This window comes from Rufibacter sediminis (assembly GCF_014269285.1).
Classification (GTDB): domain Bacteria; phylum Bacteroidota; class Bacteroidia; order Cytophagales; family Hymenobacteraceae; genus Nibribacter; species Nibribacter sediminis.
Map to the genome: position 1 here is coordinate 352,343 of NZ_JACOAF010000030.1, position 25,133 is coordinate 377,475.

At 54.7% G+C, this 25,133-nt stretch carries 19 protein-coding genes; 2 read left to right on the forward strand and 17 right to left on the reverse strand.

Features of this window, described 5'->3' with window-relative positions:
* Positions 1 to 59 precede the first annotated feature (59 nt).
* From H7U12_RS13555 to H7U12_RS13600, 10 genes are all read right to left on the reverse strand, one after another.
* Positions 60 to 2,492: a TonB-dependent receptor domain-containing protein gene (locus H7U12_RS13555; RefSeq protein WP_186638800.1), complete on the reverse strand. Its 2,433-nt coding sequence runs from the start codon at positions 2,490 to 2,492 to the stop codon at positions 60 to 62.
* 681 nt (positions 2,493 to 3,173) lie between these two features.
* A complete protein-coding gene (locus H7U12_RS13560) occupies positions 3,174 to 3,884 on the reverse strand; it encodes a DUF4097 family beta strand repeat-containing protein (RefSeq protein WP_186638802.1) in 711 nt (236 codons plus the stop codon).
* A 28-nt stretch (positions 3,885 to 3,912) separates the two neighbouring features.
* Positions 3,913 to 4,776 (reverse strand): DUF4097 family beta strand repeat-containing protein, encoded by an 864-nt coding sequence (locus H7U12_RS13565; RefSeq protein ID WP_241749354.1) that lies wholly within the window; start codon positions 4,774 to 4,776, stop codon positions 3,913 to 3,915.
* Positions 4,777 to 4,798: 22 nt separating this feature from the next.
* A complete protein-coding gene (locus H7U12_RS13570; RefSeq protein WP_186638804.1) occupies positions 4,799 to 5,728 on the reverse strand; it encodes a HEAT repeat domain-containing protein in 930 nt (309 codons plus the stop codon).
* Positions 5,718 to 6,227, reverse strand: a complete 510-nt coding sequence (locus H7U12_RS13575; protein WP_186638806.1) for an RNA polymerase sigma factor — start codon at positions 6,225 to 6,227, stop codon at positions 5,718 to 5,720. The genes H7U12_RS13570 and H7U12_RS13575 overlap by 11 nt, the downstream gene beginning before the upstream one ends.
* Positions 6,228 to 6,425: 198 nt before the next feature.
* Positions 6,426 to 7,292 (reverse strand): EamA family transporter, encoded by an 867-nt coding sequence (locus H7U12_RS13580; protein ID WP_186638808.1) that lies wholly within the window; start codon positions 7,290 to 7,292, stop codon positions 6,426 to 6,428.
* Between the two features lie 160 nt (positions 7,293 to 7,452).
* Positions 7,453 to 7,929 (reverse strand): hypothetical protein, encoded by a 477-nt coding sequence (locus H7U12_RS13585; protein ID WP_186638810.1) that lies wholly within the window; start codon positions 7,927 to 7,929, stop codon positions 7,453 to 7,455.
* A gap of 125 nt (positions 7,930 to 8,054) precedes the next feature.
* The gene (locus tag H7U12_RS13590) at positions 8,055 to 8,387 is read right to left on the reverse strand and encodes a hypothetical protein (RefSeq protein ID WP_186638812.1); all 333 of its coding nucleotides are present in this window, start codon (positions 8,385 to 8,387) and stop codon (positions 8,055 to 8,057) included.
* A 2-nt stretch (positions 8,388 to 8,389) separates the two neighbouring features.
* Positions 8,390 to 10,798 (reverse strand): penicillin acylase family protein, encoded by a 2,409-nt coding sequence (locus H7U12_RS13595; protein WP_186638814.1) that lies wholly within the window; start codon positions 10,796 to 10,798, stop codon positions 8,390 to 8,392.
* Between the two features lie 461 nt (positions 10,799 to 11,259).
* Positions 11,260 to 11,694 (reverse strand): hypothetical protein, encoded by a 435-nt coding sequence (locus H7U12_RS13600; RefSeq protein ID WP_186638817.1) that lies wholly within the window; start codon positions 11,692 to 11,694, stop codon positions 11,260 to 11,262.
* A 216-nt stretch (positions 11,695 to 11,910) separates the two neighbouring features.
* Here H7U12_RS13600 and H7U12_RS13605 point away from each other — a divergent pair, with 216 nt between their 5' ends.
* Positions 11,911 to 13,236: a M16 family metallopeptidase gene (locus H7U12_RS13605; RefSeq protein ID WP_186638819.1), complete on the forward strand. Its 1,326-nt coding sequence runs from the start codon at positions 11,911 to 11,913 to the stop codon at positions 13,234 to 13,236.
* A gap of 33 nt (positions 13,237 to 13,269) precedes the next feature.
* Positions 13,270 to 15,342 (forward strand): insulinase family protein, encoded by a 2,073-nt coding sequence (locus tag H7U12_RS13610; protein WP_186638821.1) that lies wholly within the window; start codon positions 13,270 to 13,272, stop codon positions 15,340 to 15,342.
* A gap of 722 nt (positions 15,343 to 16,064) precedes the next feature.
* Here the strand turns inward: H7U12_RS13610 and H7U12_RS13615 are convergent.
* From H7U12_RS13615 to H7U12_RS13645, 7 genes are all read right to left on the reverse strand, one after another.
* Entirely contained in the window at positions 16,065 to 16,949 is an 885-nt protein-coding gene (locus H7U12_RS13615) for a DUF58 domain-containing protein (RefSeq protein ID WP_186638823.1), read from the reverse strand.
* Positions 16,950 to 16,972: 23 nt separating this feature from the next.
* The gene (locus H7U12_RS13620; protein ID WP_186638825.1) at positions 16,973 to 17,521 is read right to left on the reverse strand and encodes a hypothetical protein; all 549 of its coding nucleotides are present in this window, start codon (positions 17,519 to 17,521) and stop codon (positions 16,973 to 16,975) included.
* Between the two features lie 23 nt (positions 17,522 to 17,544).
* Positions 17,545 to 18,540: an AAA family ATPase gene (locus H7U12_RS13625; protein ID WP_186638828.1), complete on the reverse strand. Its 996-nt coding sequence runs from the start codon at positions 18,538 to 18,540 to the stop codon at positions 17,545 to 17,547.
* Between the two features lie 264 nt (positions 18,541 to 18,804).
* Positions 18,805 to 19,425: a DUF4159 domain-containing protein gene (locus H7U12_RS13630; RefSeq protein WP_186638830.1), complete on the reverse strand. Its 621-nt coding sequence runs from the start codon at positions 19,423 to 19,425 to the stop codon at positions 18,805 to 18,807.
* A 2-nt stretch (positions 19,426 to 19,427) separates the two neighbouring features.
* A complete protein-coding gene (locus H7U12_RS13635) occupies positions 19,428 to 21,653 on the reverse strand; it encodes a T9SS type A sorting domain-containing protein (protein WP_186638832.1) in 2,226 nt (741 codons plus the stop codon).
* A gap of 227 nt (positions 21,654 to 21,880) precedes the next feature.
* Positions 21,881 to 23,197: a TldD/PmbA family protein gene (locus tag H7U12_RS13640; protein WP_186638834.1), complete on the reverse strand. Its 1,317-nt coding sequence runs from the start codon at positions 23,195 to 23,197 to the stop codon at positions 21,881 to 21,883.
* A 68-nt stretch (positions 23,198 to 23,265) separates the two neighbouring features.
* Positions 23,266 to 24,909 (reverse strand): TldD/PmbA family protein, encoded by a 1,644-nt coding sequence (locus tag H7U12_RS13645; protein WP_186638836.1) that lies wholly within the window; start codon positions 24,907 to 24,909, stop codon positions 23,266 to 23,268.
* Between the last annotated feature and the right edge of the window lie 224 nt (positions 24,910 to 25,133).

Here is a 25,133-nt window from a genome sequence, read left to right on the forward strand (position 1 = left end):
AAGCCGTTTATGACCTCTTTTCCGAAAACTGCCCGTAAAACATCGGCCCTGCCAGATGATTATTCGCCTTCTTTCATGTCATCGTTCCGGATGGATTTCTGCTTGCGCGGCGTTTTGCTGGCGTTCTGCTGCCCAAACTTGAAATCAAAACTGAGCCGCACGGATCGGTTGAAGTTGCGGTTCTCACTCACTTGCGTGAACGCTTCGGTTCTTGTCTCAGACCCGTAGTTGATGGATTTGGTGAAGGGGTTGTTCACGCCCAGTGTCAGGCTTCCCCTTTTCTCAAAAAGCGCTTTCTTCACCGCGAAGTTGTAGTACTGCCACGCGTACGCCTTGCCCTGCAACGTCACCCGCGCCGAGTTGAAGCCTCCGGAGAATTGCGCCGTCAGGCCTTTGCCCAGTTCATAACCGGTTGTCACGTTCAGGTTGTATTGCCAGCCGGTGTTCTCGGTACCCAGGCCGCTCAAGCGGTTGTAGTACACGTTTGCGTTGCCGTTCAGGCTTACCGCTGGCACCGGCTTGGTGGCGCCAGACACGTTAACGCCGTAGCTCAACAGCTTGCCGGCATTCTCATAGGTATTCTGCGACACGCCGTCCTCAAGGCCCAGCGTCACCAGCTGGATGGCGTTATCCACCTGCTGGAGGTACAGGGCCGCGCTGAGGGAACTAGTCTTGAAGAAGGTGCTGTAACCAGCTTCGTACAGGTGGGTCAGCTCAGGGTCCAGCGCGGGGTTCCCGAAGAAAATGCTTTTGGGGTCGCGGTTGTCGCGGTAGGGGTTCAGCAGGAAAATGTGGGGCCGCTGGAGGCGCTGGGTGTAGCTGAATTTAAGGGTATGGTTCTCCTTCAGGGTTCTGGACAGCACCAGGCTGGGTATGAGGTGATGGTAGGTCTCGTTCAGAAAGGTCTGGGTGCTGGTGAAATCGCCTTTCAGCTGGGTCTGCTCCCACCGGAGGCCGGTTTTCAGGGTGTTTTTCTTGCCCAGCGTGACGCCGTAAAACAGGTAACCCGCCACCACATCCTGCCGGTAGTGGAACGTGTTTTCCTCGGGTGCTGCCCGGTCCTCCAGCGGATAGGTGATGTCATATTGGGCATCGCTGTTGGCGCGGCGAAGGATGGCCTTGGCTCCTACCTCCAGCGTGGCTTTGTTTTTGAACGGATGTCCATAATCGGCTTGGAAGGTAATTTCGCGGTTGCTGTTCTGGTTGGTGTTCCGCTGCAGGTAAAAGAGCTGGTCTTGCCGGGTGAAACGGTCCTGGTGCACGAAGTTTTCATGGTCAGACTGGCTGAATTGCCCCAACAGCGTCAGTTCCTGCTGCGGTTTGTACACGTGCGTGTACTCCAGGTTCACATCCGCGCCCAGCGGAATGAACTGGAATTTGCTGGCGTTCCGGATGTAGGGGAAAGGCCCCGGCTGGGTAGTGGTGGTTTCCTGCGCGCTGCTGCCCTGGTACCGGCCCGTATTCATTTTGAGCCCCACGGAGAACAGGTTCAGGGAATCGGGGTCATAGGTGAGGCCCAGCTCCGCCGAAGCGCCGCCACCGTGCACCCGCCCGTCGCCGGTTTGGCGGGTAATCACGTCTTCGCCCTCCGCGTGCTCCACCCGGTACAGGCCGTACCCTTTGGGCACCGAATACCGGAAACCGTTCAAATTCAGGGTCACGCCCATTTTGCCCCGCTGCATGCTGAGGTTGCTGAACACGCTGCTGTTCTGGGTGCCCGCCGTGGCCCCGATGCTTCCGGTCAGGCCGGGCAGGCTGTTCCGTTTGGTGATGATGTTGATGATGCCCGCGGAGCCCTCCGCATCATACTTGGCCGAGGGGCTGGTGATCACCTCCACGCTCTTGATCTGGTCAGAGGGAATCTGTCTGAGGGCATCGGCGAGGTTGGTGGCCAGCATGGTGGAAGCCTTATTGTTAATGAGCACCCGCACGTTAGAGGAGCCGCGCAGCTGCACGTTGCCGTCCACGTCTACGGAGAGTGAGGGCACTTTCCTGAGCACATCAGAGGCGTTGCCGCCCACGTTGGTGATGTCCTGATCGGCGTTGTACACCAGGCGGTCTATTTTGTCTTCCACCAACGGCTTCTGCCCCACCACGGTCACCTCCTTCAGTTTGTTCTCGGCCGGACTCAGCGTCACCCTTCCGATCTTCACCTCCGGCTCTCCGGCGATCACCTTTACCGGCCGGATATTTTTGGTCTGATACCCGATAAAGCTGACCGTCACCTGATACTCGCCCACCGGGATTGGGGAAAACGTGAACCGGCCCTGGTCATCGGTTAAGGTTCCGTCTTTGGATGGATTACCGCCCATTTGCGCCAAGGCTACTGTGGCAAACGCCACCGGCTTCCCCGAAACAGAATCCAGCACCGTACCAGTAATCTTCCCCGCGCCTTTCCCCGAGGCTTCGGTCGTTTTCGACGCGTTATTTTGCGCCCATCCGGAAAAATACAGGCATAGGAATCCCAGCAAAAAGAGGGCTCTTTTTTTCATAAAAGATGGAATAAAATAAAGGATGGAGAAGGGCGGTGCTCTGAGTGGGCACCCAGGATATAGAATCAATTTAATCTCGCCCGAGGGAAAGCAGACGGAGGTGAGCGGCACGGTAATCAGCAGAATGGTTTAGGGCTACTTTGCAGAAAACGACCTTAAAACAGGTTGGCTTAGGCGGATGGCGCAACGGCTTGGCGTTCTATCAATTGTAGGGACAATCCCTTGTGGTTGCCCTCTGCGGTGCAAGCGCGTTGCTGCTTCTTCAATGGACTTCGTCATCCCCCTACCCCCTTCAAAGGGGACATTGAGTTCTATTTCAATGTTCAATTCCTTTTAGAAGGCATTGCCATTACTGCACATGTTGAGCCTCTCGGCTCACTGAAGTTGCAAACTTCAGCTCATGTTAGGTCCAAGTTGAAAACTTGAACCAGCTATGGTTTTAGAACTTAACACGCCTGCCTCTTGGGAGGAACATTGAGAGAATAGCCGTTGTTCTATCCAACCAACCGGATTGCAAGTTTCCCGCCTGGGATAGGGCAACCACAAGGAATTGCCCCTACAGATGCGATCCGGGAGAACAATCCTTCTCCTATTTGCTTCAAAAAAGACAATCTGCCGCTGGAAGTATTCTTTAGAGTAAGTCCGTTTTGGGCCTATTTTCGGGAAAACGGCCCCAAAACGTTACTTCTTCTTCCGGAAGTAGATGTTGTTGCTGATGGTTTCCAGTCTGACGGCGGGGCCGCCGTTGTTGACGTTGCCTTTGAGCTGGTACCCCACCATGGGCGCTTGCTGCTTTTTGCCGGCCAGGTCAATGGGAAGATCAGAGTAGACTTCACCCGTGATGGTTTTCAGGGCGACGGTGGCGCCTTGCTGGGTGGGCCAGTCCATGTCCACGAAACCGCTGATGGATTTGGCGTTCACGGTGCCGCTGAGGCCGCGGAGTTCCAGGTTGCCGTTGATGGTTTCTAGGGTGAGGTTGGTCTCGCGGGGCAGGAAGATCTCGTAGTCAATGCGGGTGCACACGCCGTTTTTCTTCTTCCCGTTGACGTAATTCCCGAAGGTAGTGGTCGCGCCATCGGGGCAATCGCCTTCGTAGGTGCTGTTCTTCAGGAGTTCCTCGTTCAGATCGGCGGTGACGTTGAGCTGGTCTTGGCCGGGGTCAAAGGTGAGTTGCAGGGCCTGGTTCAGTTGGCCGCCGTTGATCTCGTACGTCACTTTCACGTAGGCGTCCTTTTTGTCCCAGGCGGTCACTTTCACCTCGTCCCCGAACTTCAGGTTCAGGTGCACTTTTTTGGAGGCGGGCACCGCCAGGGTTTTCTCCACCATTTTTTTCTGGGCATGGAGGTTCCCTATGCCCAGCAAGAGCAGGGCCAACACTAGTAAATTTTTCATAAGGAGTGGATTTTAGATGCCTGAGAGGTTATTTCTTTTTCCGGATGAAGATGTCGCTGGAGATGGTCTGGATGCTCATTTGCACCCCGCCGCCGTTGACTTTGCCGGCGATGTTGCCGCCACCGCCCACCAAGGCTAATTCCTGATCATCGTCCTTTTTGCGCTGCAGCTCAATGTCAAAGTCGGTGTAGATTTCGCCCTGCATGGAGTTCAGTTTGAAGTTGGCCTTGTCTTTGGCGGGCAAGGTGATGTCTATGTCCCCGCTCACGGTGGAAATAGCGCTGGGTTTGCTCTGGTTCAGCGAGGAGAAAATGACCTTGATGGAGCCGCTGGTGTTGTTGGCGATGACCGGCCCGGAGACGTTGGTTAAGGTGGCCTCGGAGTTATTCAGCTTCAGTTCAATCTCGCCCTCCAGATCAGCAATGGAGATGTCGCTTCCCTCCCAATTGGTTTCTTTGTACACCACGGCGGCGTTTTTGGGAATCCGGATGACGTAATCGATATCGGCCCGCGACGCTTTGGTGATGGAGAGGACGTTGTCTTTTTTGGTCACCGACAGGCCCATATTGGTATTGTCCTCTACCTGGTTGTAAAGCGGTTTCAGGCCTTCGGCCCGTTTAGGTGGCGCGCTGTAGTCCTTGGTTTCAATGATCACCTCATCGCCGGAGTGGCCAATGATCTTGACGTTGCTCTTGAACATGGAGAGTTGCACGCGCGCGTCTTTGCCGTTGCCCAGCTTCACTTTGTAGGTGCGCAGGTTATTTTCCTGCGGGGTCGCCTGTGGCGTTACGGTAGAAGTGGACGGACTATCTGCGGCGGTTGCTTTTTCTGCGACAAGGCAGTTCCCGGTGAGCATGAGCAGGGCCCATGCCAGTACAAATGGTTTTTTCATAAAAGTAGCAGTATATGCGTGGCTAGATAAGGGTGCCAAGACCCTCTTGTGCTTTGTATTTGACAATTGGCAATAAGTCTTCTTTGTGCATGAGCATCTCCAACTGTGACACCGCGGCGGCCTCTTTCAGTTTCACCACCATCTCAATGAGGGTGAGTTGCATGAGCGGCTCGGTCTGGGTGCCCAGAGCCTGGATGAACGCCTTCCGGACTTCTTTGTGGTCTTTGAACTGATACAGGGCCTCGCAGGCGGCCAGCCGCACATTCAGGTTACCGTCTTGGTTCATGGTCTTTACCAGCAGTTTGATGACTTTCTTGCTTTCCTGGGGCGTGAGTCCTTCGGTTTTCAGGTTCTGGGTCACCAGTTGCAGCCGGTCACTCGCCGAGGCACTTCTCACTGTTGCATGGGCCGTCAACACGTGTTTTACCGGTTCTCTTCTGGAAGCAACAAAGTTTTCTTCTACTGGCTCTGGAGTAACCGTGCCCGTTGCCGTATTCTCTGGATTCTCTGCCGGAGCGTAGGGTTCCACCTGCTGCGGATTGGTTTCCGGAGCTTTCTGCTGCAAAGCCACCGCCGGAGCAGTGCTGCCGGGAACATTGGCTGTCTCTTTGAAGTAATTCCCGGTCCAGAACGCGATGATGAGTAAACTGATGCTGGCGGCAATCTGCCAGACATAGGTCCTGAAGAAGCTGTTCTCCGCCTTTGAGGCAACTTTATCAGCCGTCAATGCCGGTTGCTCGATCTTCTCAAACAGCCAGTCATCGGCTAAAAACTTGTCTAGTTGCACCTCCTGCTCCTGCCTATAGAACTGGAACTGCGCGGCGTGCGCTTTGAGGGTGTCTGGCAACAGCTTGGTCTGCCGGAAGAAGTCTCTCAGCTGGTCTTCTTCCTCTAAGGACGTGTCCCCGTTGTAGTACTTCTCCAGTAAGGTTTCTATCTGTTCAAACTGCATAGTTTTCCATCTTTAAAAGTCCGTCACGCACACTTTTCCGGGCTCTGGAAAGCGCCACCCGAATGGCATTGACCTTCACGCCCGTGACTTGCTCTATCTCCTCGTAGCCGTACCCTTCCACATCGCGGAGGTGCAGGATCAGGCGTTGCTGCTCGGGTAGGAGTTTCACGAGTTCCTGCACCTTATTCACCTGGTCGGTGAGTTCGTAGCGCTGGTACGGGTTCGCCTCCGCAGAGTCCAGCTCCATGCCCACCACATCTACCATGTGCTTGTGCTTGCGGCTTTTGAGTTTATCCAGGCACAGGTTTTTGGTGATGCTCATGGCGAAGGCCTCAATGCTGGCGTAGGCGTGGAGCTTGTGTTTGTTGGACCAGAGTTTCAGGAAAACATCCTGCAAGATATCCTCGGCCTCTTCCTTGTTCTGCAACAGGAACAGCGCCATTCTGTACAGCTTCTGCTTGGCCGGGAGTACCTTGGTTTTAAACTCTTGTAAGTCCATTCAATAACAGAGACGACGGCGAGAGGAAGTCATTACAGCAGTTTCAAAATAAATTTTGAAATAGTTCTGAGTCTTGAGTTCTGAGTTAAGGAGAGAGCAGGCGTTTTGAGCCTGTTTTCGGGAAATAGGGCAAAAACGTCAAGACAAACGAGGAATATGTCAATGTAGCAAAAAGACTCAGGACTACAGACTCAGGACTTATTTCAGCAAGATAATCATCACAGAACCGGCCAGCATGATCACGGCGCCCAGCAGTTTCTTAAGGATGTTGGTCTCCTGGAAAAACCGGTAGCCCAGCCCAATGCTCACCAAGGTAGAAAGCTGAAACAAAGCCAGGGCGTATCCCACCGGCAGGTGCTCAAAGGTGTAATTGGTGGTGAACTGCATCAGGCCGATGCAGAGGACCAGAAACAAGTACTTCCAAAGCTTGGCAGATTTGAACTCGTTTCTGAAAAATTGGCGGTTAACCGGGTAAGCAAACGTGATGAATGCCGAAAAGAAAGCCCCAAACCAACACCAGCTGATGAACGAGATCATGGGCGAGGAATACAGGATGGTATTCTTGATGAAGACCGCCTCAATAGCCGCCAGCACCATGGCCCAAATCCGGAACTGAATACCCGGCTGTTTTAAAAGCCGCCAGGAGAATTTTTCATCGGTGGTGTCTAGCACAAAGTAGCTGCCGCCCACAATGAGCCCCATGCCCGCCACGCCCCAGTGCGTAGGAAACTCCTGCAACAGCACCATGCCAGCCAGTAACCCAATCACCGATTTGTAGGCGTTGATAGGCCCCAGCACCGAGAGGTCACCCGCTTGCAGCGCCCGTACCAGAAACCCGTTGCCCAACGCTCCCAACACGCCCACCACCCCTGAGTACAGCCAGAACTCCACCGGCAACGCCCACCAGTCCACCCAAACGGCCGGCACCCCGCACACGATGCTCAGCAGGAAGTAGGCCATAAAATTGATGATCAGCGGATGGCTTCCGGCGGCGGCTAATTGCTTTTGAAAAACATTCGCTACCGGGTTGGAAAGGATTCTGAGGAGAACGGCCAGGAAGATCAAAGCAGTGAATCAGGTTGAGAGCCCGTTGATTTGGGTGAAGGTAGAGAAGAAGGGTCAAACGCAGTAATCCTTTGAAAGACAGATCTGATCGGCGTTTACAACATAAGGAGCTTAAGCACCACTTAAACTTATTATGGGTGTCGTACCGGAGAGCTTTCCTTTATTTTAGACTGTTCTTGTGTATTGCTAAGATTCCAATCCCTGTATCAGTTGTTTCCTCTAAGTGATTTTCCTTGATTAGAAAAGATCTACTATTAAACTGGTTGCTCACCTTGGGGTTATTGGTTGAAGTAATAAACAAGGTGTCTTGTTTTACTTCAAACGTCCCTGTAGTTTCCACTTTTCTGAAGCCACCTAATTCAAAGGTTCTATCAGCATAAAGCTTCAGCAAGATACCTCCAATGGGTGCTTCTCTATGGGCAACTAATACTTCTTCTTTGTCTTCAGTGTTATAGGAGAAAAACAGCTCTTCAATAAGCAGAAATGAGCTTAGCGCTACTACTGCTACGAGAAACGAGACAGCGGCATTCCTTGCTCTTGATTTAACCCTTTTTAGTAGGTAGCCCAGCAAGAACGTAATGGTAAGCAGGCAACAGACTATTACCACCAGTGCTATTAGTAGAAATGCGATCTCCATAAAACAGGTTTACTTCCATTAAAAGCGAGAACGAACCAACACACCACGATAGAAAGAGAGCAGGCTTCTGTTCCACGCTCCTACTTGTTTTGGCCCCGTTTTCAAAAAAACAACCCTAAAACGCATCACACCCACAGCCGCCGGATCAGGTACCCAGACAGGGCGCTCACGCCTCCCACAATTCCGCCGATGAGCACGGTGGCGGCCATCAGAATCCAGGGGGAGTTGACGGTGAGCATGGCGGCTACGCGGTTGCTCAGAAGACCATCGGTGACGAGGTGCCAGAACAGCGCCGCGCCCAGCCACGTGAGCCCGATGGCCAGGAAACCCGAGAGAAACGCCTGCCCGCCGTACTGCGCCTTCCAGAACGCCAACCCGAAGCACACAAGGGCAATGCTCCACCACGGCAAAAAGAACTGAACCAACAGGCTGAGGAGAAAGATGAGGAGGAAGAGCATGGTTAGTTTTTCTTTAAGGTCCAGGTAACGGAGGTGGCAGCTGGTCTATCGTTCGGAGCGCGCAGGAACAGCAAGGGGTGGAGTTTTCCGCCTTGCCAATCGTTGAGCAGGTTGTCATAGAAGCGGCTGCCGGGGTTGCCGCTCTGCCCGCCGGGGTACACGCCCCAGGCCTGCAACTGCGGCCCCATCTGCACCACCATCCGCCAGGAAGGGCCGTGGCTGCCATTGAGGGCATTGATGGAATTGGCGCTTCCGCCCGCGTGCAGTTGCTGCCCGGAACCCGGCAGCTGCGCCATGTGCCGGATATGTGAGTTACGGGCGTTGCCCCACAGCCACTCCTCGCCGCCCACGCCCAGACTATCGGTGACCGCTTTGAAGGTGCGGTTGACCAGATCGGCCAGGGTTTCTTTCTGCGGGGTAGTTGCGTCATCGTACCACCGGCTTCGGGGCACCTGTTGGATCATCTGCACCGTTCTATCCCGGGCGGGCGCTTTGAAGGTATCGGCGGGGAAGTCATCGCTCCAGATGGCGCGGGCCAGGGCTTGAAACCATTCCTCAAAAAGCGAGGGCGCTATTTTATCGGGTTCAAAGCGATAATCCCAACTCGCCAGAAGCTGATACGCCTTGCGTTGGGTACCGGTGAGGGAATCCTGTTTCACCAGTTTCAGCAGAGTAGGCAGCACGTTGCGAGGAACAAAGCTGTAGGTGTCCGTTTGCATCAGCCGGAAAGAATCAGGCGTGGCCTGGGTCATGGCCGAGAGGCGCTGGTTGATGCGGGCGCTCCGCTCGTAACCGGCAAAACTGGAGCCCAGGTAATACGGGTAATCTTTGGGGCTCACCGGAGTCTGGTTAGCCGAGCTCACGAAGCCCCGTTTGGGATTGACCACCTGCGGCACCTGGTCCATGGGTACCCAGCCCTGCCAATCGTGCGCGGGGTTAGAGCCATCCAGCAGGAACTTGCCTTGCCCGGGCCACTTGAGCGGGTACAGGCCGTTGGAGACAATGGCGATGTTCTGCGAATCGGCGTAGACGAAGTTGAAGGCCGGGGCCGCCCAGGTCGTCAATGCCTGCCTGAACTCAGGGTACGTTTTGGCCCGGTTGACCAGGAGCAGCGTTTTCAGCTCGTTCTGCGCTTCATGGGCAATCCAGCGGACGGCGTGCCCGGTAGGCGTGTTGCCGCTCCGGAACGCTTTCTCGTGGGGCAAATACGCTACTGGTCCGTGGTGGGTGTACAACACGGTGTCAGCGATATCCGGCCCGCCTTTTACACTGATGTTCTCCACCACGCGGCGCACCGGCTTCCATTGGTTATCATGCCAGTACTGCTGCCGTTTCGCGTCTTTGAATTTGATCTCGTACCAGTCCAGCACATCGGCGCCTACGTTGGTCATGCCCCAGGCAATGTGCTCGTTGAACCCGATGCCCACGCCCGGCGCGCCCGGAATAATCACCCCGTAGCTGTTGATGCCGGGGGCGTGCAGTTGTACCACGTGCCAGATAGAGGGCAGACTTAAGTTCAAATGCGGGTCTGAGGCCAGCAGCGGGTAACCGTTGGCGGTACGCGCGCCCGTGACGGCCCAGTTGTTACTGCCCAGGTTCTCGGGTTTCTGCCGCTCTAGCGTATGGAACGCCACGCCGGCCATGAACTCTGCGGGCGTAGGCGGAATAGGCAACGGTTTAAAGCTAGGCCGGGTGCCTACCGGAACAATAGGCTCCTCCTGAAACGGGTACTCCGGGAACAGGTCCTGGACGATGTCTGCGCCGTACTTGCGGAGGTTGTTGGTCATGCGCAGGTCATCTGAATACCCGGTCATGTCATAGGCGAGCATCTTGAGCAGCAGCGCAATTTTGAGCGGACTCCAGGGCTCCGGGGCGTAATGCAGCAGCTTGTATTCAAACGGATACTCGTGCGCCGAGAGCTGCGCTATGTAGGCGTTCACCCCCGCCGAATACGCCTCCAGCACGGCCCGCGTCTGCGGATCGGCCTGCATCTGGGCCAGAGATTTTTTGGCAGCGGTCACCATTCCCATCCGGCGCTGGTACCGGTCCATCTCCAGGGCACGGTCGCCTATGATTTCCGACAATCGGCCGGCGGCCGCATGGGTCATGAACTCCATCTGCCACAGCCGGTCTTTGGCCGTGAGGTAGCCCTGGGCGTAGTAGAGGTCATGGTCGTTTTGCGCGAAGATGTGCGGCACCCGCAAGGAGTCAAACCGGACCTGCACCGTCGCTTTCAAGCCTTCCATCGTGAGTTCCTCGGAGGCAAAATCATCATCAGAACCGCTGCGCCAGAACCCTTCGTACGGGCTCAGGAATGGCCCCAAAGCGGGCACCACGCCGTACGTGCGGTTTAGCCCGTAGATGAGTAAAACAGTCAGGAAAACGGCGAGAATGGCTTTGATCCATTTCATAGAGGCAGCGGGCAGCGGTGGAATCTTTGGGGGAAGATAGTTTCTTCCTCAGGCAAAGGCAAGCCGAGGAGGATCATTCTGTTTTAAGCCTGTTTTCCGGAAAAGAGGCCCAAAGCGGAGTGATACCCGTCCATCAGGACATCGGCTTGCCGGGAGTGGCGTCGCCTGATGACAACGCACAACAGCCGACCTTTCAGGCACCAGAATCATGCAGGGGCAATCCCTTGTGGCTGCCCTCCGTTATGCCAGAGCGATGCTGGTTCTTCAACGGCCTGGTCATCCCCCTACCCCCTTCAAAGGGGGACATTCAGAGAGTAGCCGTTGCTCTACTCAACAAGCAAGGCTGCGAGCTTCCCGGGATAGGGCAACCACAAGGGATTGCCCCTACCAAACGCACCCCTATAGACACAAAAAAGCCGGAGGGTTACTCCGGCTTTCGTGCTTGCAATAAATTGAATGGATTATAAGTCGCCGGGGCTTTTGATGCGGCGCGGACCGCCTTGGCCACCACCGCCCTGGCCTCTTTCCAGTTGCTCGGCTACTATCTTGGCAAATTTCTCCTGCTGGGCGGGAGTTAACAGCGCATTGATTTCCAGAGCCCGTTTCTGGGCTTCGGCTTGCATGGCGGCCCGGTCAGGACGTCTGCCGGCAGCGCGCAACTTCTCCATGTCCTGCGCCGAGGCCAGTACGATGGCTTTGATTTTGGTGCTTTGCTCAGGCGTGAGTTCCAGTTGTTTCTCATAGCGCTGTAGTTGCATCATGGCCCGCTCTTCTGACGAAAGCCGGGCGCGGCCCTGGCCTTGAGGACCTTGAGTTTGCTGGGCAAACGCTGATGTTCCGGCGAACAGGGCTACAAACAGGAAAGCCAGCTTGGTAATTTTTTGCAGGGTTTTCATACTATGGTTTTACTTAGTGGGTTTACAGATTAGAGGCAAATACGGTGCCGTGGTTTAAAGATGATCGCAAAAAAAGACGAACTATCCAGAAGGCCGTCAGGCAGATGGAACAGTTTGTGAAAAAATTGCCTTATTTTTAAGGACGTTTTCCGGAAAACAGCCCTAAAACGCGCCATACCTTACAAACGACCCTTTTTATTTTTTAACGCTTTTTGAATGAAACGTAAGATTTTGAGTATCCTGCTACTGGGTGCCAGCCTGACGGCGAGTGCGCAGAGCAACAAAATTGAGTTCACGGAGTACGACCTGCCCAACGGGTTGCACGTGATTCTGCACCAGGACAAAACCACGCCAACCGTGGCCGTGACCATGCTGTACCACGTGGGCTCCAAGAACGAGAACGCTGACCGCACCGGTTTCGCGCATTTCTTTGAGCATTTAATGTTTGAGGGCTCAGAGAACGTAGAGCGCGGCAAGTACATCAACATGATTCAGAGTGCGGGCGGCGCCGTGAATGCCAACACCTCTTTTGACCGCACCTACTACTACCAGATTCTGCCGTCCAACCAACTGGCCCTGGGCCTCTGGATGGAAGCCGATCGTCTGCGGGCGGCCAAAATTGACCAGCAGGGTATTGAGACGCAGCGCCAGGTGGTGAAAGAAGAAAAGAAGCAGCGCATTGACAACCAGCCGTACGGCTCGTTGCTGGAAAACACCTTCGCGACGGCGTACGCGGTGCACCCGTACCGCTGGGTGCCCATCGGCTCGGCGCAGTACATTGACCGGGCATCGGCCAGGGAGTTTGAGCAGTTCTACAAGACTTTCTACGTGCCTAACAACGCGACCTTAACCATTGCCGGCGACCTGGACATCGCCCAGACCAAGGCGTGGGTAGAGCAGTATTTCGCGGCCATTCCCAAAGGCACAGGAGCTATTCCGCGCCCAACCGTAGTGGAGCCCCCGCAGGTGGAGGAAGGCCGCAAGGTGGTGTTTGACAACATTCAGTTGCCGGCGGTAGTGCAGGCGTACCACATTCCGGCGCAACGCTCCGAGGATGCCTATGCCATCAACATGCTCACGACTCTGTTATCTGGCGGTCCGAGCTCCCGTTTGAACAAAGCCTTGGTAGACAAACAGCAGAAAGCGGTGACCGTGGCGTCTATTCCGCTGTCACTGGAAGACCCGGGGCTGTTCATCAACCTGGGCATCGCAAACCAGGGGGTGGATGTCCATGACCTAGAACGCGCCATGGATGCGGAGATCGAGCGCGTGAAGAACGAGACCATCTCTGACCAGGAGTTCCAGAAGCTTCGCAACCAGATGGAAACCGACTACATCAACGGCATCTCCACGCTGGAAGGCCGCACCGAGAAGCTGGCCTCGTACCACGCCCTGTACGGCAACACCAACCTCATCAACACCGAACTGGACAAGATGCTGGCCGTGACCAAAGATGACCTGACCCGGGTTGCCAAGAAATACTTCACCAAAGAGAACCGCGCCGTGCTGCATTACCTGCCCAGGGCATCGCAAGCCAGATAAGCCGTGGTCACTTTCCCTTATTCACTCATTTCCATGAAAAAATATATTTCCATTTTCTTTCTGGCGCTGGCGGTCACGTTTGGCAGCACGGCCCAAACCACCAAGCAAACGCCGCCGCCCGCGGGTCCGGCCCCAGCTATTTCTATCGGCAAACACGAGTCGTTCACGCTCTCCAATGGCCTGAAAGTATATGTGGTGGAAAACCACAACCTGCCTACCGTGGCCATGAGCCTGGTGCTGGACCGCGCGCCGTTGCTGGAAGGCGACAAAGCCGGGTTGACCGGGGCCGCCGGTTACCTCATGCGCACCGGTACCGCCACCCGTACCAAAGACCAGCTAGACGAGCAGATTGACTTTATTGGCGCTTCTCTGAACACGTCTTCCACCGGTTTCTCGGCCTCCGGCCTGAAAAAGCATTTCCCCAAACTGCTGGAGTTGACCGCCGATGTGGCCCTTCGCCCAAAATTCACCCAGGAGGAGCTGGACAAGTTCAAAAAGCAGATGGCCTCCAACCTGGCCTCGTCTAAAGATGATCCGGCTACCATAGAGCGGAACGTGCAACAGGCGCTGCTCTACGGCAAAAACCACCCGTACGGCGAGGTCATTACCGAGAAAACGGTGGAGAACATTTCCTTAGCCGATGTGCAGAACTATTATTCTACGTACTTCAGACCCAACATCGGGTACCTGGCCATTGTGGGTGACATTACGGCCAAAGACGCGAAGAAGCTGGTGAAAGAATACTTTGGCAAATGGAAGAAAGCCGATGTAAAACAAAGCTCTTACCCGCTACCGGCCGCCTTGAACGCCAACCAAGTAGCCATTGTGGACCGTCCCAACTCGGTGCAGTCCAACATCTCGGTGACGTATGCGGTAGACCTGAAGCCCGGCAGCCCAGACGCCATTGCCGCCAGCCTGATGAACAACATCCTGGGCGGCTCTTTCGCCCGCTTAGACGCCAACCTGCGCGAGAAACGCGCCTATACCTACGGCTCCAACTCCTCGCTGACCACCGATCGCCTTTCCGGACGTTTCAGTGCGTTCGCCAGCGTACGCAATACCGTAACGGATAGCGCTTTCACCCAGATCATGTACGAGATGGACCGCCTGCGCAAAGAACCCGTACCCACCGAGGAGCTGCAGAAAGTGAAGAACATGATCATCGGGTCGTTTGCCCGGTCTTTGGAGAACCCGCTGACCGTGGCCATGTTCGCGATCAACACTGCCCGCTACAACCTGCCGCCGGACTATTACGCCAACTACCTGAAGAACGTAGCCGCCGTGACGCCCGCTGACATCCAGCGCGTAGCCCAGCAGTACCTGCAACCCGAGAAAGCACATCTGGTAGCCATTGGCAACGCCCGCGAGATCGCTGATAAACTGAAACGGTTCAACGCCAACCAGCCCATCGCCTATTTCGGGGCGTTCGGGGAGAAAACCGAGGCCCCGATGATGTCATTGCCAGCCGGGGTGAACGTGCAAACGGTTCTGGCGGCGTACATCAACGCCATCGGCGGCAAGGCCAACGTGGAGAAAGTGAAGGACCTCACCATCAAGCGCACCATGAAAGTGCCCGGTGCTCAATTGAACGTGCTGGTGCAGCAGAAAGGCCCCGATAAGTCTCTCCTGACCGTGAAGTTCAACGAAAACGAGATCAACCGGGTAGCTATCAATGGCTCCAAAGGTGCCATTATCTCCCAGGGCCAGATGAAGGAAATGTCTCCGGCCGAACTGCAGGATCAGAAACTGGACATCTGGACCAGCTTCCTGAACTATGACCAGCTGGGTGTGAAACTGGCCCTGAATCAGATAGAAAAAGTAGAAGGCCGCGACGCGTATAAACTGGAGCTCACCCTGCCCAGCGGCAAGAAGTCGTTCCACTACTATGACAAGGAAACCGGCCTGAAAATACGCGAGGTAGCCACCGAGCAAACCAGCGTAGGCACCGCCAACCAAACCACCGACCTGAGAGATTACCGCGAGGTGAACGGCATCAAGTTCCCGCACCAGATTGACCTCCACATTGGCAGCCAGGTAATCTCCACCACGGTGAACAGCGTGGAAATCAACAAGAACCTGAAAGACGATGTCTTCAAACTGAAATAGGCCTCTCGCTCCCTTTGTCTTGCTCCCGCTTCGGGGCTCTTTTTCTAAAAAGAGCCCCGAAGCGGGAGCAAGCATTTTAAGGCTTTTCCAGGACAAGAACTGCGCAGTTGGTTTTTGGCTTGTTTTAGAATATGGGGCTAAAAACAGTTGCGTCGGAGCTGCTGTTGGCGCAGACGCTCGCAGGTCTGGAAGACACGGCGAGGTCATAAGAGAGGGGCAGTCGGCCCGGCAGGGGAAGGCAGCAGCAATAACCTAATGCAAACGCTCCCCCTGGCGCGAGTCTCCAGACTCGTGACCGGAGGATGACGGGTAGTCTCCGACTACCCTCGCTGCAAAGCAGCGAAAACTAAGCAGCAGATTGGCGCTTCTGTTCTTCTAGTACTGGGAATGCATCGTGGAGGGAAAAAGAGTTTTATAGAACTGAAGAATACCGCAAAGGCGAATCCCTAATACAAGCCTCACCCGTGGTTCCTAGCGAGTCTGGAGACTCGCCCCATCCAATGTCACGAGTCTGGAGACTCGCTCCAGAAATGATGAAAAGCTATCAACTACCTTACACAATACGCCCATAACCGGAGAAGACCTCGTCGTGTCTCGCAGACCTGCGAGTGTCTGAATCGATGGAGGTCTCAGCTGCTTTTGAGGTCTTTTCTGAAAACCACGGCCAAAGCGCCCTGCTTCATTCCTAACTCAGAACTCTGGACTCAAGACTCAGAACTTCCCTATTGTCTTGCCCGGCTCATCAGAAAGGCCCTGAGTGCTTTGTCCAGCGGCTCATGCAGGTGGAAGCGCTCGTAGTGGATTTGCTTTTTACGCGTGTCGGTTTCCAGGCGGCGGAGCCACTCCTGCAGGCGCGCCAGGTACTCGGCCCGCTGAGCCTCTGAGCTGACCTGAATGGTTTGGCCGGTCTCCAGATCCTGAAAAGAGACTTGCCCCTGGTAGGTGAACTCCAGTTCGTTCTTGCCCATCAGATGAAACAGAAGCGTGTCCTTCTCCCGGGCCCCTATCTTGCGCAACGATTCCGATATCTCAGCGGCCTGCTCGTACATATCGGTCACCAGCACCGTAATCTCCTTTTGGCGCTTTTTCGCGAAGACAGGCGTTAAACGATCGGGCGCGGGAAAGTGGCCGTTGGGCTTCACGTGCTCCAGCTGGTGGAAGAACCGTTGCAAATGCTGGCTGCTCTGCTGCGGCGCGAGCTGCACCAACTGGTCTTCCTGCAACACAAACAAGCCCACGGCATCGCCCTGCTGGGTGGCCAGGTACGCCAGCGCCGCCACCAGATAACGGGCGTACTCCAGCTTGGTAAGATTACCGTCTTGATGGGCCATGGAGCCGCTGGCATCCACCACAAACCGCACCGCCACGCTGCTGTCCACCTCTGACTCCCGGATGTAGTACCGGTCTGACCGCGCGAACATCTTCCAGTCCAGCTGCCGCAAGTCATCGCCGGGCTGGTAGCTTCGGTACTGCGCGAACTCAATGCCCGCTCCCCGCCGGATGCTCTGGTTCTGCCCCAACAGAAAACCATCTACCACGGCCTTCGCAATCAGGCGTAGGTCTTTGATGGCGGCAAACGTTTGCGGGTTGAGCAGGCGGTGGGGCATTATTCTTCTGGGGGAAAAGCTTGTTATTTGAAATAGGATTCGTATTCTGCTTCTATGTCAATCGAGCTGATTGACTTTGGAGCTTTTCTAGGATGAAATAAGTAGATAGTCCACGCAGAGGAATCTGGATGTGCTGTGGCCACAAACTGGGGCTTACCATTGGCTGTCATAAATTTCAGATATCTAGCTGTAGAGTAAATAACCACAATCTCCTTCTCTCTAAGAAAGCTTTCGGCTTCACTCTGATAGTATAAATTATCATCTGCGGCGGTATAAAAGTCTTCCTCTCCATATTCTTCCTTCATCTTTTCAATCCTAGAGCTATTAGGAGAGATAAATACCGCTGCTGGTTTCTCAATGATCAAAGTATCGCTCTCTTTTGCAGCAAGTGGAGCAGTAGAAGCAGTGGGGCTATCTTCTTTCAGAATGCTTTTTCGAGTGCGAAGCTCCGAGGTGGTTTGGGTCGTTGAATCATCTGATTGCTCATTCACCACCCCCTCTGATTTCATCTTTTCTCCACTACAGGAAAGCAAAAGCATAGCAGTAAGGCAGATGATTGCTTGATGTCTCATTATTATTCCATCAAAGGTTCATTCTACCGCAACACCTCCCTGGGCAACTCCACGCCTTTCAGCAATTCCTCCACCACTCGATCGGTGGAGATGTTATCTGCCTCCGCGGAGAAGTTCACGAGCACTCTGTGCCGAAGCACGGGATACGCCATGGTCTGCAAGTCGGGGAGCGTGACTGCGAAGCGGCCTTGCAGCAGCGCGCGGGCTTTGGCGGTGAGGATAAGGGCCTGCCCGGCACGAGGACCGGCTCCCCAGCGCACGAACTCCTGGACAAAGGGCACGGGGCTTTCGGCGGGACGGGTGGCGCGGACTACCCGGGCTACGTAGGCCACCAGTTCATCGGAAATAGAGACTTCGCGCACCAGACTTTGCAGGGTCAGAATCTCTTGGCCGGACAAAACAGACTGCACTTTCTCGCGTTGGCCGCCGGTGGTACTTTTCAGGACGGAGATTTCCTCCAGTTCCGTGGGGTACTTGATTTTTATGTAGAGCAGGAAACGGTCTAGCTGGGCCTCGGGCAGCGGGTACGTCCCGCTTTGCTCAATGGGGTTCTGGGTGGCGAGCAGGAAGAACGGACGGGGCAGCGGGTACGTTTTTCCGGCGTATGTCACCTCAAACTCCTGCATGGCTTCCAGGAGCGCCGCCTGCGTTTTGGGCGGGGTCCGGTTGATTTCATCGGCGAGCACAATGCTGGCGAAGATGGGGCCTTCGTTGAACTGGAAGAAGCGTTTGCCGGTGGTATGGTCTTCCTCCAGCACTTCGGTGCCCAGAATATCGGTAGGCATGAGGTCCGGGGTGAACTGGATGCGGCGGAACGGCAGATCTACCGCGCTGGCCAATGTGCGTACCAACAGCGTCTTGGCGAGGCCCGGCACCCCTTCCAACAAGCCGTGCCCACCGGCCAGCAGCGTGATCAGGACCTCATCCAGGACTTCCTGTTGGCCGACGATGATTTTACCTATTTCTTGCCGAAGCGTGGGCAGTTTACTTAAGAGTTGGGTTACTTCTTGTGGGGTCACGTGGAGCGGAAGCTAAGAATCAGGAAATGCTTTGAAGGGTAAGTAAGCGATTGTTGCTGAATATGTCTGCGTTTTGGGGCCGTTTTCTGAAAACAGGTCTAAAACCAGAAAGTAGTTCTATGAGTTAACCGGCCAAGCATCTGCTTGCCTCCGCACGTCCTCCTGAATCTGAAATTTCCAGGAAAGCAGTTTTCACTTACTTTCTCAAAAACGGGCAGAAAACGCATTGCCAACATCGAGTGCGGAGAGATTTCGTAGCTCCATTTAACTGGTGAGGGCATACATCAGGATATTCACCCCAAACTTGGTGTTGTCCTCGGCCAGCCAGCGTTTGTTCCGAAAATCATAGTCCCATTCACAGCCGTAATCTTTGTTGCTGTAGAGCACGGCAATGCGGCCGTTCACCTCATAGGCTTTGAGGTAATCGTGGACCAGGTCATCGCCCCAGCCGTTGAGCTCAAAGGACGTAGTGGGCGGACCTTCTTCAAACTTGAAAAACGACTTGTACAGCGGGTGGTTGTTGGGGAGCTTCTTCAAGGACTTCGGCCCGAAACAGACGCGCATCTGCTCTTCAAACGACCGTGCGAACAGCCCGTCAATGTCATGGTTGCAGTCATCCACGAACACGAAGCCGCCGTTCTGCACGTAGCGTTCAAAGTTGGCCTTCTCCTTCGCGTTGAACTGCACCAGTTTGTGGCCACTCAGGTAACAGAATGGGTACCGAAACAACTCCGCACTTTCCAGGGAAATGACTTTCTCCTGCTCCACAATGGGCACGGTGGTGTATTCCACCAGCGAATGCAGCAGATTGGAGGGCATGCGCTGGTCGGTGTCCCAGTTGCCAGAGCGGTATTGTAAACGAACGAAGGTGAACGGAGCGGGCAAGACTATTGGTTTAGCTTAACAATTCTCTGGGTGTTTACTCTTCCATTTGCGGTAACCTCTAAAAGATAGGTGCCGGCGCCTAAATATGCTACTGGAACATCATAGTGCCCTGCATTGCTTCTTTGCACTCTTTTCTCTGAGTAAAGTTCTTGTCCTTGTAAAGAAAGCACTCTCACCTGAACATCGGCTTTAAGGCTCTCCTTTAAACTGAAGCGTATTTGGTTTGTGAATGGGTTAGGGAAGGCTGAACCCTGCAGTACAGCGGTCTTCTCATCTGGGGAAGCAAGAGGGCCCGAGAGGATTTTAATCAGGCCTTTGTAGGTGCCGTTCACCCTATGGATAGCTGCAAAATAAGAGTTGTCATTTCCTTTCACTAGATCATAGGCAGAACCTAGCTGCGCATCAGGAATAAAAAGCGGCTCCAGGTAGGTGCCATCTTCCCGCAGGCGGATAATGGAGCCGTTGGTGTTATTGCCATCAAAGGAGGTAAACTGCCCTACAACGGTCATACTGCCGTTGGTCTCTGGCAGCATAGTAAAGATATAAGGGCCTGTTGCATGCGCAGGGCCTGACCCGATAGAAAAGGAAGCGTCATGGGTGCTGTTGCTGTTCAACCTTACCATATAATCTGCCGGGGTGGTTGGGGTAGCCATGGACCATTTGCCCACTAGTATTTTCCCATCTGCCTGCACAGCCAGGGAGCGGGCCTGGTAGTTTATGCCAGGGCTTAGATCAAAGGAGGTGTCTAACGAGCCATCGGCGTTTAGGCGGGCTATGAGTTTGTTGTTAATATTTCCTGCCACCAGTATTTTGCCGTCTGGAGCGGTGGCCAGGGCTGTGACGGAGGAGATATTGATCTTGTTGAAAGCTGGGTCAATCATCCCCCCGTAATCCAGCCGCGTTAAGGTGCCCGCCTGATGATCTGGGACTATGATGTAGTTCCCCTGAATGGCTACAACCGGACTTATCCCTCTCATATAATTACCCAGTGCAAAGGTCTCATCCAGGGAGCCATCTGGTAAAAGACGGGCGGCGGAACCTGTGTAGGTGCCGTTCACATACGCTAAATCTCCGGCAATGATCACCTTGGAGTCTGCCTGAACCAGTACTTTTCTTATGTGTGCCTCGGCCCGAAGATCAGGGGCGAAAGAGGTTTCTATCGTTCCATTCGGGTTCAGTTTGGAAAGGCCGCTGCTAAAGGTCTTTTGCACTTCAGAGACAGAGCCGCCTATCAGAATGCTGTTGTCTGGTTGTACCACAAGGCTTCTTACCGGCGCCGTGTCATTGGATTGGACCCTCACAAAGGTATCATCATAGGTACCATCTTGCGTAAATCTAAAGACCAGGGACGGCATAGCTCTTCTGAGAAAGAAGCCTCCTGCCAGCACCTTCCCTTCCTGAAGGGCCAACGTAGTCACGGTGCCGGTAACACCATTAGTCCCTCCCTGCGTCATGGGGTTGTTGAAAATGACGGAAGACCCGTCTTGCGTAAGGCAGCCGATACCCACGAAGCCCGTGTCTGTACTGTTCACTTTGGCTTTCGTGGCAAAATAGATTTTGTTATCCGGGGTGGGAAGCACGTCTACAATGCCGTTCAAATCATGCACCTGGTTTTGCCAGGAAAAGGAATAATCCACCGCACCGTTGGCTTGCAGCCGTACCATTTTTCTGTTGCCACTGGAGTTCTCAAACCAGGTGAAATCACCGGCTACTATCAACTTTCCATCGGGTTGTGCTTTGATCACCTTCACGTTTCCTTCAGCCCCTGCCGTGAGGAGAAACGTTTCATCCAAAGAACCATCGGTTTTAAGGCGGGCTATGTTTTTGAGATCAGGGTTAGTCTTCAAGGCAAAAGTGCCCCCAATGAGAATTTTGCCATCTGGTTGCACATGAATGGTGTTCACGTTGCCATTGGCCACCGGGCTGGTAAAGGAATTATCTGGGCTGCCGTCTTCATTCAGCCTGGTAATGCCTATGTTCTGATTCGCAGCAGAGGCTACAATGGGCCCACCTAATAGAAGCTTTTTATCTGTTTGCTCTACTGAGACAAGGTTGCTGTAACTCCAGTAAGCGCTCTGTGCCTGAAAACCGGCATCAAGGCTCCCGTCGGCCTTTAACTTTGCTAAACCGTAGGCTTGGGTACTTCCTACGGCATCAATGAGGCCAGATACCAAAAGGCTGCCGTCACTAAGTCGGGTGAGGTGGTGCACGTCAGCGCTTCGTTCCAAAACAGGAGCAAAAGTTGGGTCGATTCTCTGCGAATAACCAGCCAAGGGAAGCATCAGCATACAGAATAGCAAGGACCGGAGGTGAACGGGTAATTTCATATGGCAAAGGCCAAGAAGCAGGTAAGTGCTTGGTGATTATAAAAATAGCTCCGTTTTAAGGCCGTTTTATGTAAAACGGCCCGAAAACAAAAAAGCCCCTCTCCGTGGGAGAGGGGTTAAGGTGAGGTCTACACCGCGTCAGACAAGCTGGTGAAGGTGAAGTCTCTGATCTTCATGGGCGGCACCAGGTTGCCCCCAATGCGTTGCGCCTTTCCTAAAGCTTCCAGGTTGTTGAGCATGATGACGGGGCTTTCGTTGAAGCGGAAGTTCTTCACGGGGTGCTTGATCTTGCCGTTCTCAATGTAGAAGGTTCCGTCACGGGTGAGGCCGGTGTAGAGCAGGGTCTGCGGATCTACGGCCCGGATGTACCACAAGCGCGTTACCAGAATGCCTTTCTGGGTGCCTTTGATCAGGTCTTCCAGGCTCTGGTTGCCGCCGGCCATGATAAAGCCGCCCGGCATGGGCAGGCCTTTCACGCCTTTCTTCTGGGCCCAGAACTGAGAGTACGGCATGTTTTTCACCACGCCTTTGTCAATCCAGGTGACTTTCTCGTGCGGACGGCCGTCGCCGGCCCAGGTAGAGGTAGGAATCTCGGGGTTGGTAGGGTCTGAGGTGATGGTCACGCGGGCATCGAACATCTTCTCGCCTAATTTGGTGGCCCCGCCGGTTTTGCTCAGGAAAGAACGACCTTCCTCGGCGGAACGCGCGTCCATGCTCCGGAACATGTTCTGCAGCAGGTCTACTGCGGCGGTAGGCTCCAGAATCACGGTGTATTTGCCCGGCTCAATGGCTTTGGCGCTCATAGAACCCAGGGCTTTCTGCGCGGCAATCTCAGAGGCCGCCGCCGTATCCAGTCTGCTGACATCGCTCACATCGCGAGTAACGTAACCAGACCCGGTACCGTCTTCGGTGCGCATGGTCACGGAGAAATCTACGCCGGAGCTTTGGTTATAGGCAAACAGACCCTTGGAGTTCATCTTGGCGTTGAACCCGCTACGGTCTTCCCAGAAACCGGCCGAAGTCAGTTTCTTGCTGTCGGCGAGGGCCATGCTTTTGCGGGCGGCCTCGGCGCGGTACTCAGGATTGATGTCTGCCGTGGATTTGAACCACGCGTTGCTGGGCAGGTAGTTCTGCGGTCCCAGCATGGGCACGTACTCAGGGCTTTCGGGGGCAATGCGGGCCACCTCTTCGGCGCGGCGCACCACTTTCTCCAGCGAGGCATCGTCAAATTCATTGATGGTAGCCACGCCACTGCGTTTGCCAAAACGGGCTTCCACGGCCAGGGACATGTTCTCTTCCTCGCCGCTGGTGGAAACGGTGCTGCGGGCGTAGCGGATGTTGCCGCCCTTATAGCCGCTGAGGTTCACCTCGCACTCATCGGCTTTGGAATAGCTCAGGGCTTTTTTGAGGAGCGCCTGGGCTTGATCTTTACTTAATATTGCCATTGGTTAGTATCACGTATCAGGTAGCAAGACACACGACTTTGCAGAAGTGTGTTGCCAGCTGGAGTTAATTAAATCTTACGACCAGTATTGATCACGTTCACGCCGTTGAAGCGAGTGTGGGCGGAGCCGTGCGATACGGCGCTTACCTGGCTGGGCTGACCTTTGCCGTCAAAGAAGGAACCGAACAGGCGGTAATCGCTCTCGTCACACACAGCGGCGCAGGAGTTCCAGAATTCCTGGGTGTTGCTCTGGTACGCCACGTCTTCCAATGGACCCACAATCTTGCCGTCTTTGATCTCATAGAACAGCTGCCCGCCGAACTGGAAGTTGTAGCGCTGCTGGTCAATGGAATAAGAGCCGCGTCCGGCAATGTAAATGCCGCGTTTCACGTCTTTGATCATCTCGTCTACGCTCAGTTTCTGCTTGCCCGGTGCCAATGACACGTTAGGCATGCGCTGGAACTGCACCGAGCTCCAGTTATCGGCGTAAGAGCAGCCGTGCGATTCTTTTTCGCCCAAGATGTGCACTTGATCACGGGTGGCCTGGTAGTTCACCAGCGTACCGTCTTTGATGAGGTCCCAACGCTTGGTTTTCACGCCTTCGTCGTCATAACCAACTGCTCCTAAAGAGCCCGGCTGCACCTTATCAGCGAAGATGGTGACGTGCTTGCTGCCGTACGGGAAGTTCTTGGTTTTCCATTTGTCCAGCGTGGCGAAGGAGGTACCGGCGTAGTTGGCCTCGTAGCCCAGCACGCGGTCCAGCTCCAGCGGGTGACCCACGCTTTCGTGGATGGTGAGGCCCAGGTGGTTCGGGTCCAGCACCAGGTCGTATTTACCGGCCATTACACTCTTGGCGGTGAGTTTCTCGCGGGCCTGCTTGGCCGCCAGACCAGCATCCGCGACAATGTCAAAGTATTTATCGTACCCGATGAGGCCGGTACCTTCGGGGCCTTTCATGGTAGGGGCTTTCACGGTGAGGTACTCGTATCCCATTCCCATGGGCGCGCTCAGGGCGTCGCGGGTCTTGAACTTACCGGAGGCTTTGTCTACGGCGGTTACCGTGAAGTTAGGCCAGATGCGGTGGATGTCCTGGTCAATGTAGGAACCGTCTGTAGAGGCGAAGTATTTCTGCTCGTTGATCTGGAACAGCGCGGAGTTCACGAAATTGGCACCGTTGGCCAGCGCGGCGGCGTTGGCGGCCAGCAGCAAATCGGCTTTCTCTGAGACCGGCACCGCGAAGGCGTTCTGTTTAATGGGCGTTTTCCAGGAAACCTCGCCATACCCCTGCTGCGGGGCCAGTTGCACCGGCTCTTTCTGCAGTTTGGCGTTGGCTTTGGCGATGGCCACGGCCTGCTCAGCGGCTTTGGCAATGCCTTTGTCGCTCACGTCTGAAGTGGCGGCGAAGCCCCAGGTACCGTTGGCGATGACGCGCACGCCCACGCCGTAGGACTCCGTGGTGCTGATGCCCTGCACCTGCTTCTCACGGGTGAACATGTTCTGGGAGAGGTAGCGCCCGATGCGCACATCGGTGTAGGTGGCGCCTTTGCTTTTGGCGGCGTTGAGGGCCACATCGGCGAGGCGTTTGTGCAGGGCCACATCTACGGGCTCCAACGCGCGGGCCGGGTCAATCTCGTGACCGAAGGTGGGCACGTTGGAAAGCAGCAGCCCTCCTACGCCCATGGCCGTCAGTCCAATAAAATCACGTCTTTTCAAGGGTTTGTTTGTTAGGTAAGCGAGAATTTCGGGGGCAAAAAGATTTGCACTTCTAAGTTTACTTGTTGTTGCGGAGGAAAACAAGCCAACTTTCAGAAAACACCCCTAAAACGGCTTTTTACCGATTAGCCAATCAGCAGAAACGCAGGCGGAAGGATGTATCTATTCTCTTCTGTACCTCAAGCGGTTACATTAGGCAGAAGCGAGGGAAAACTTTATCCACC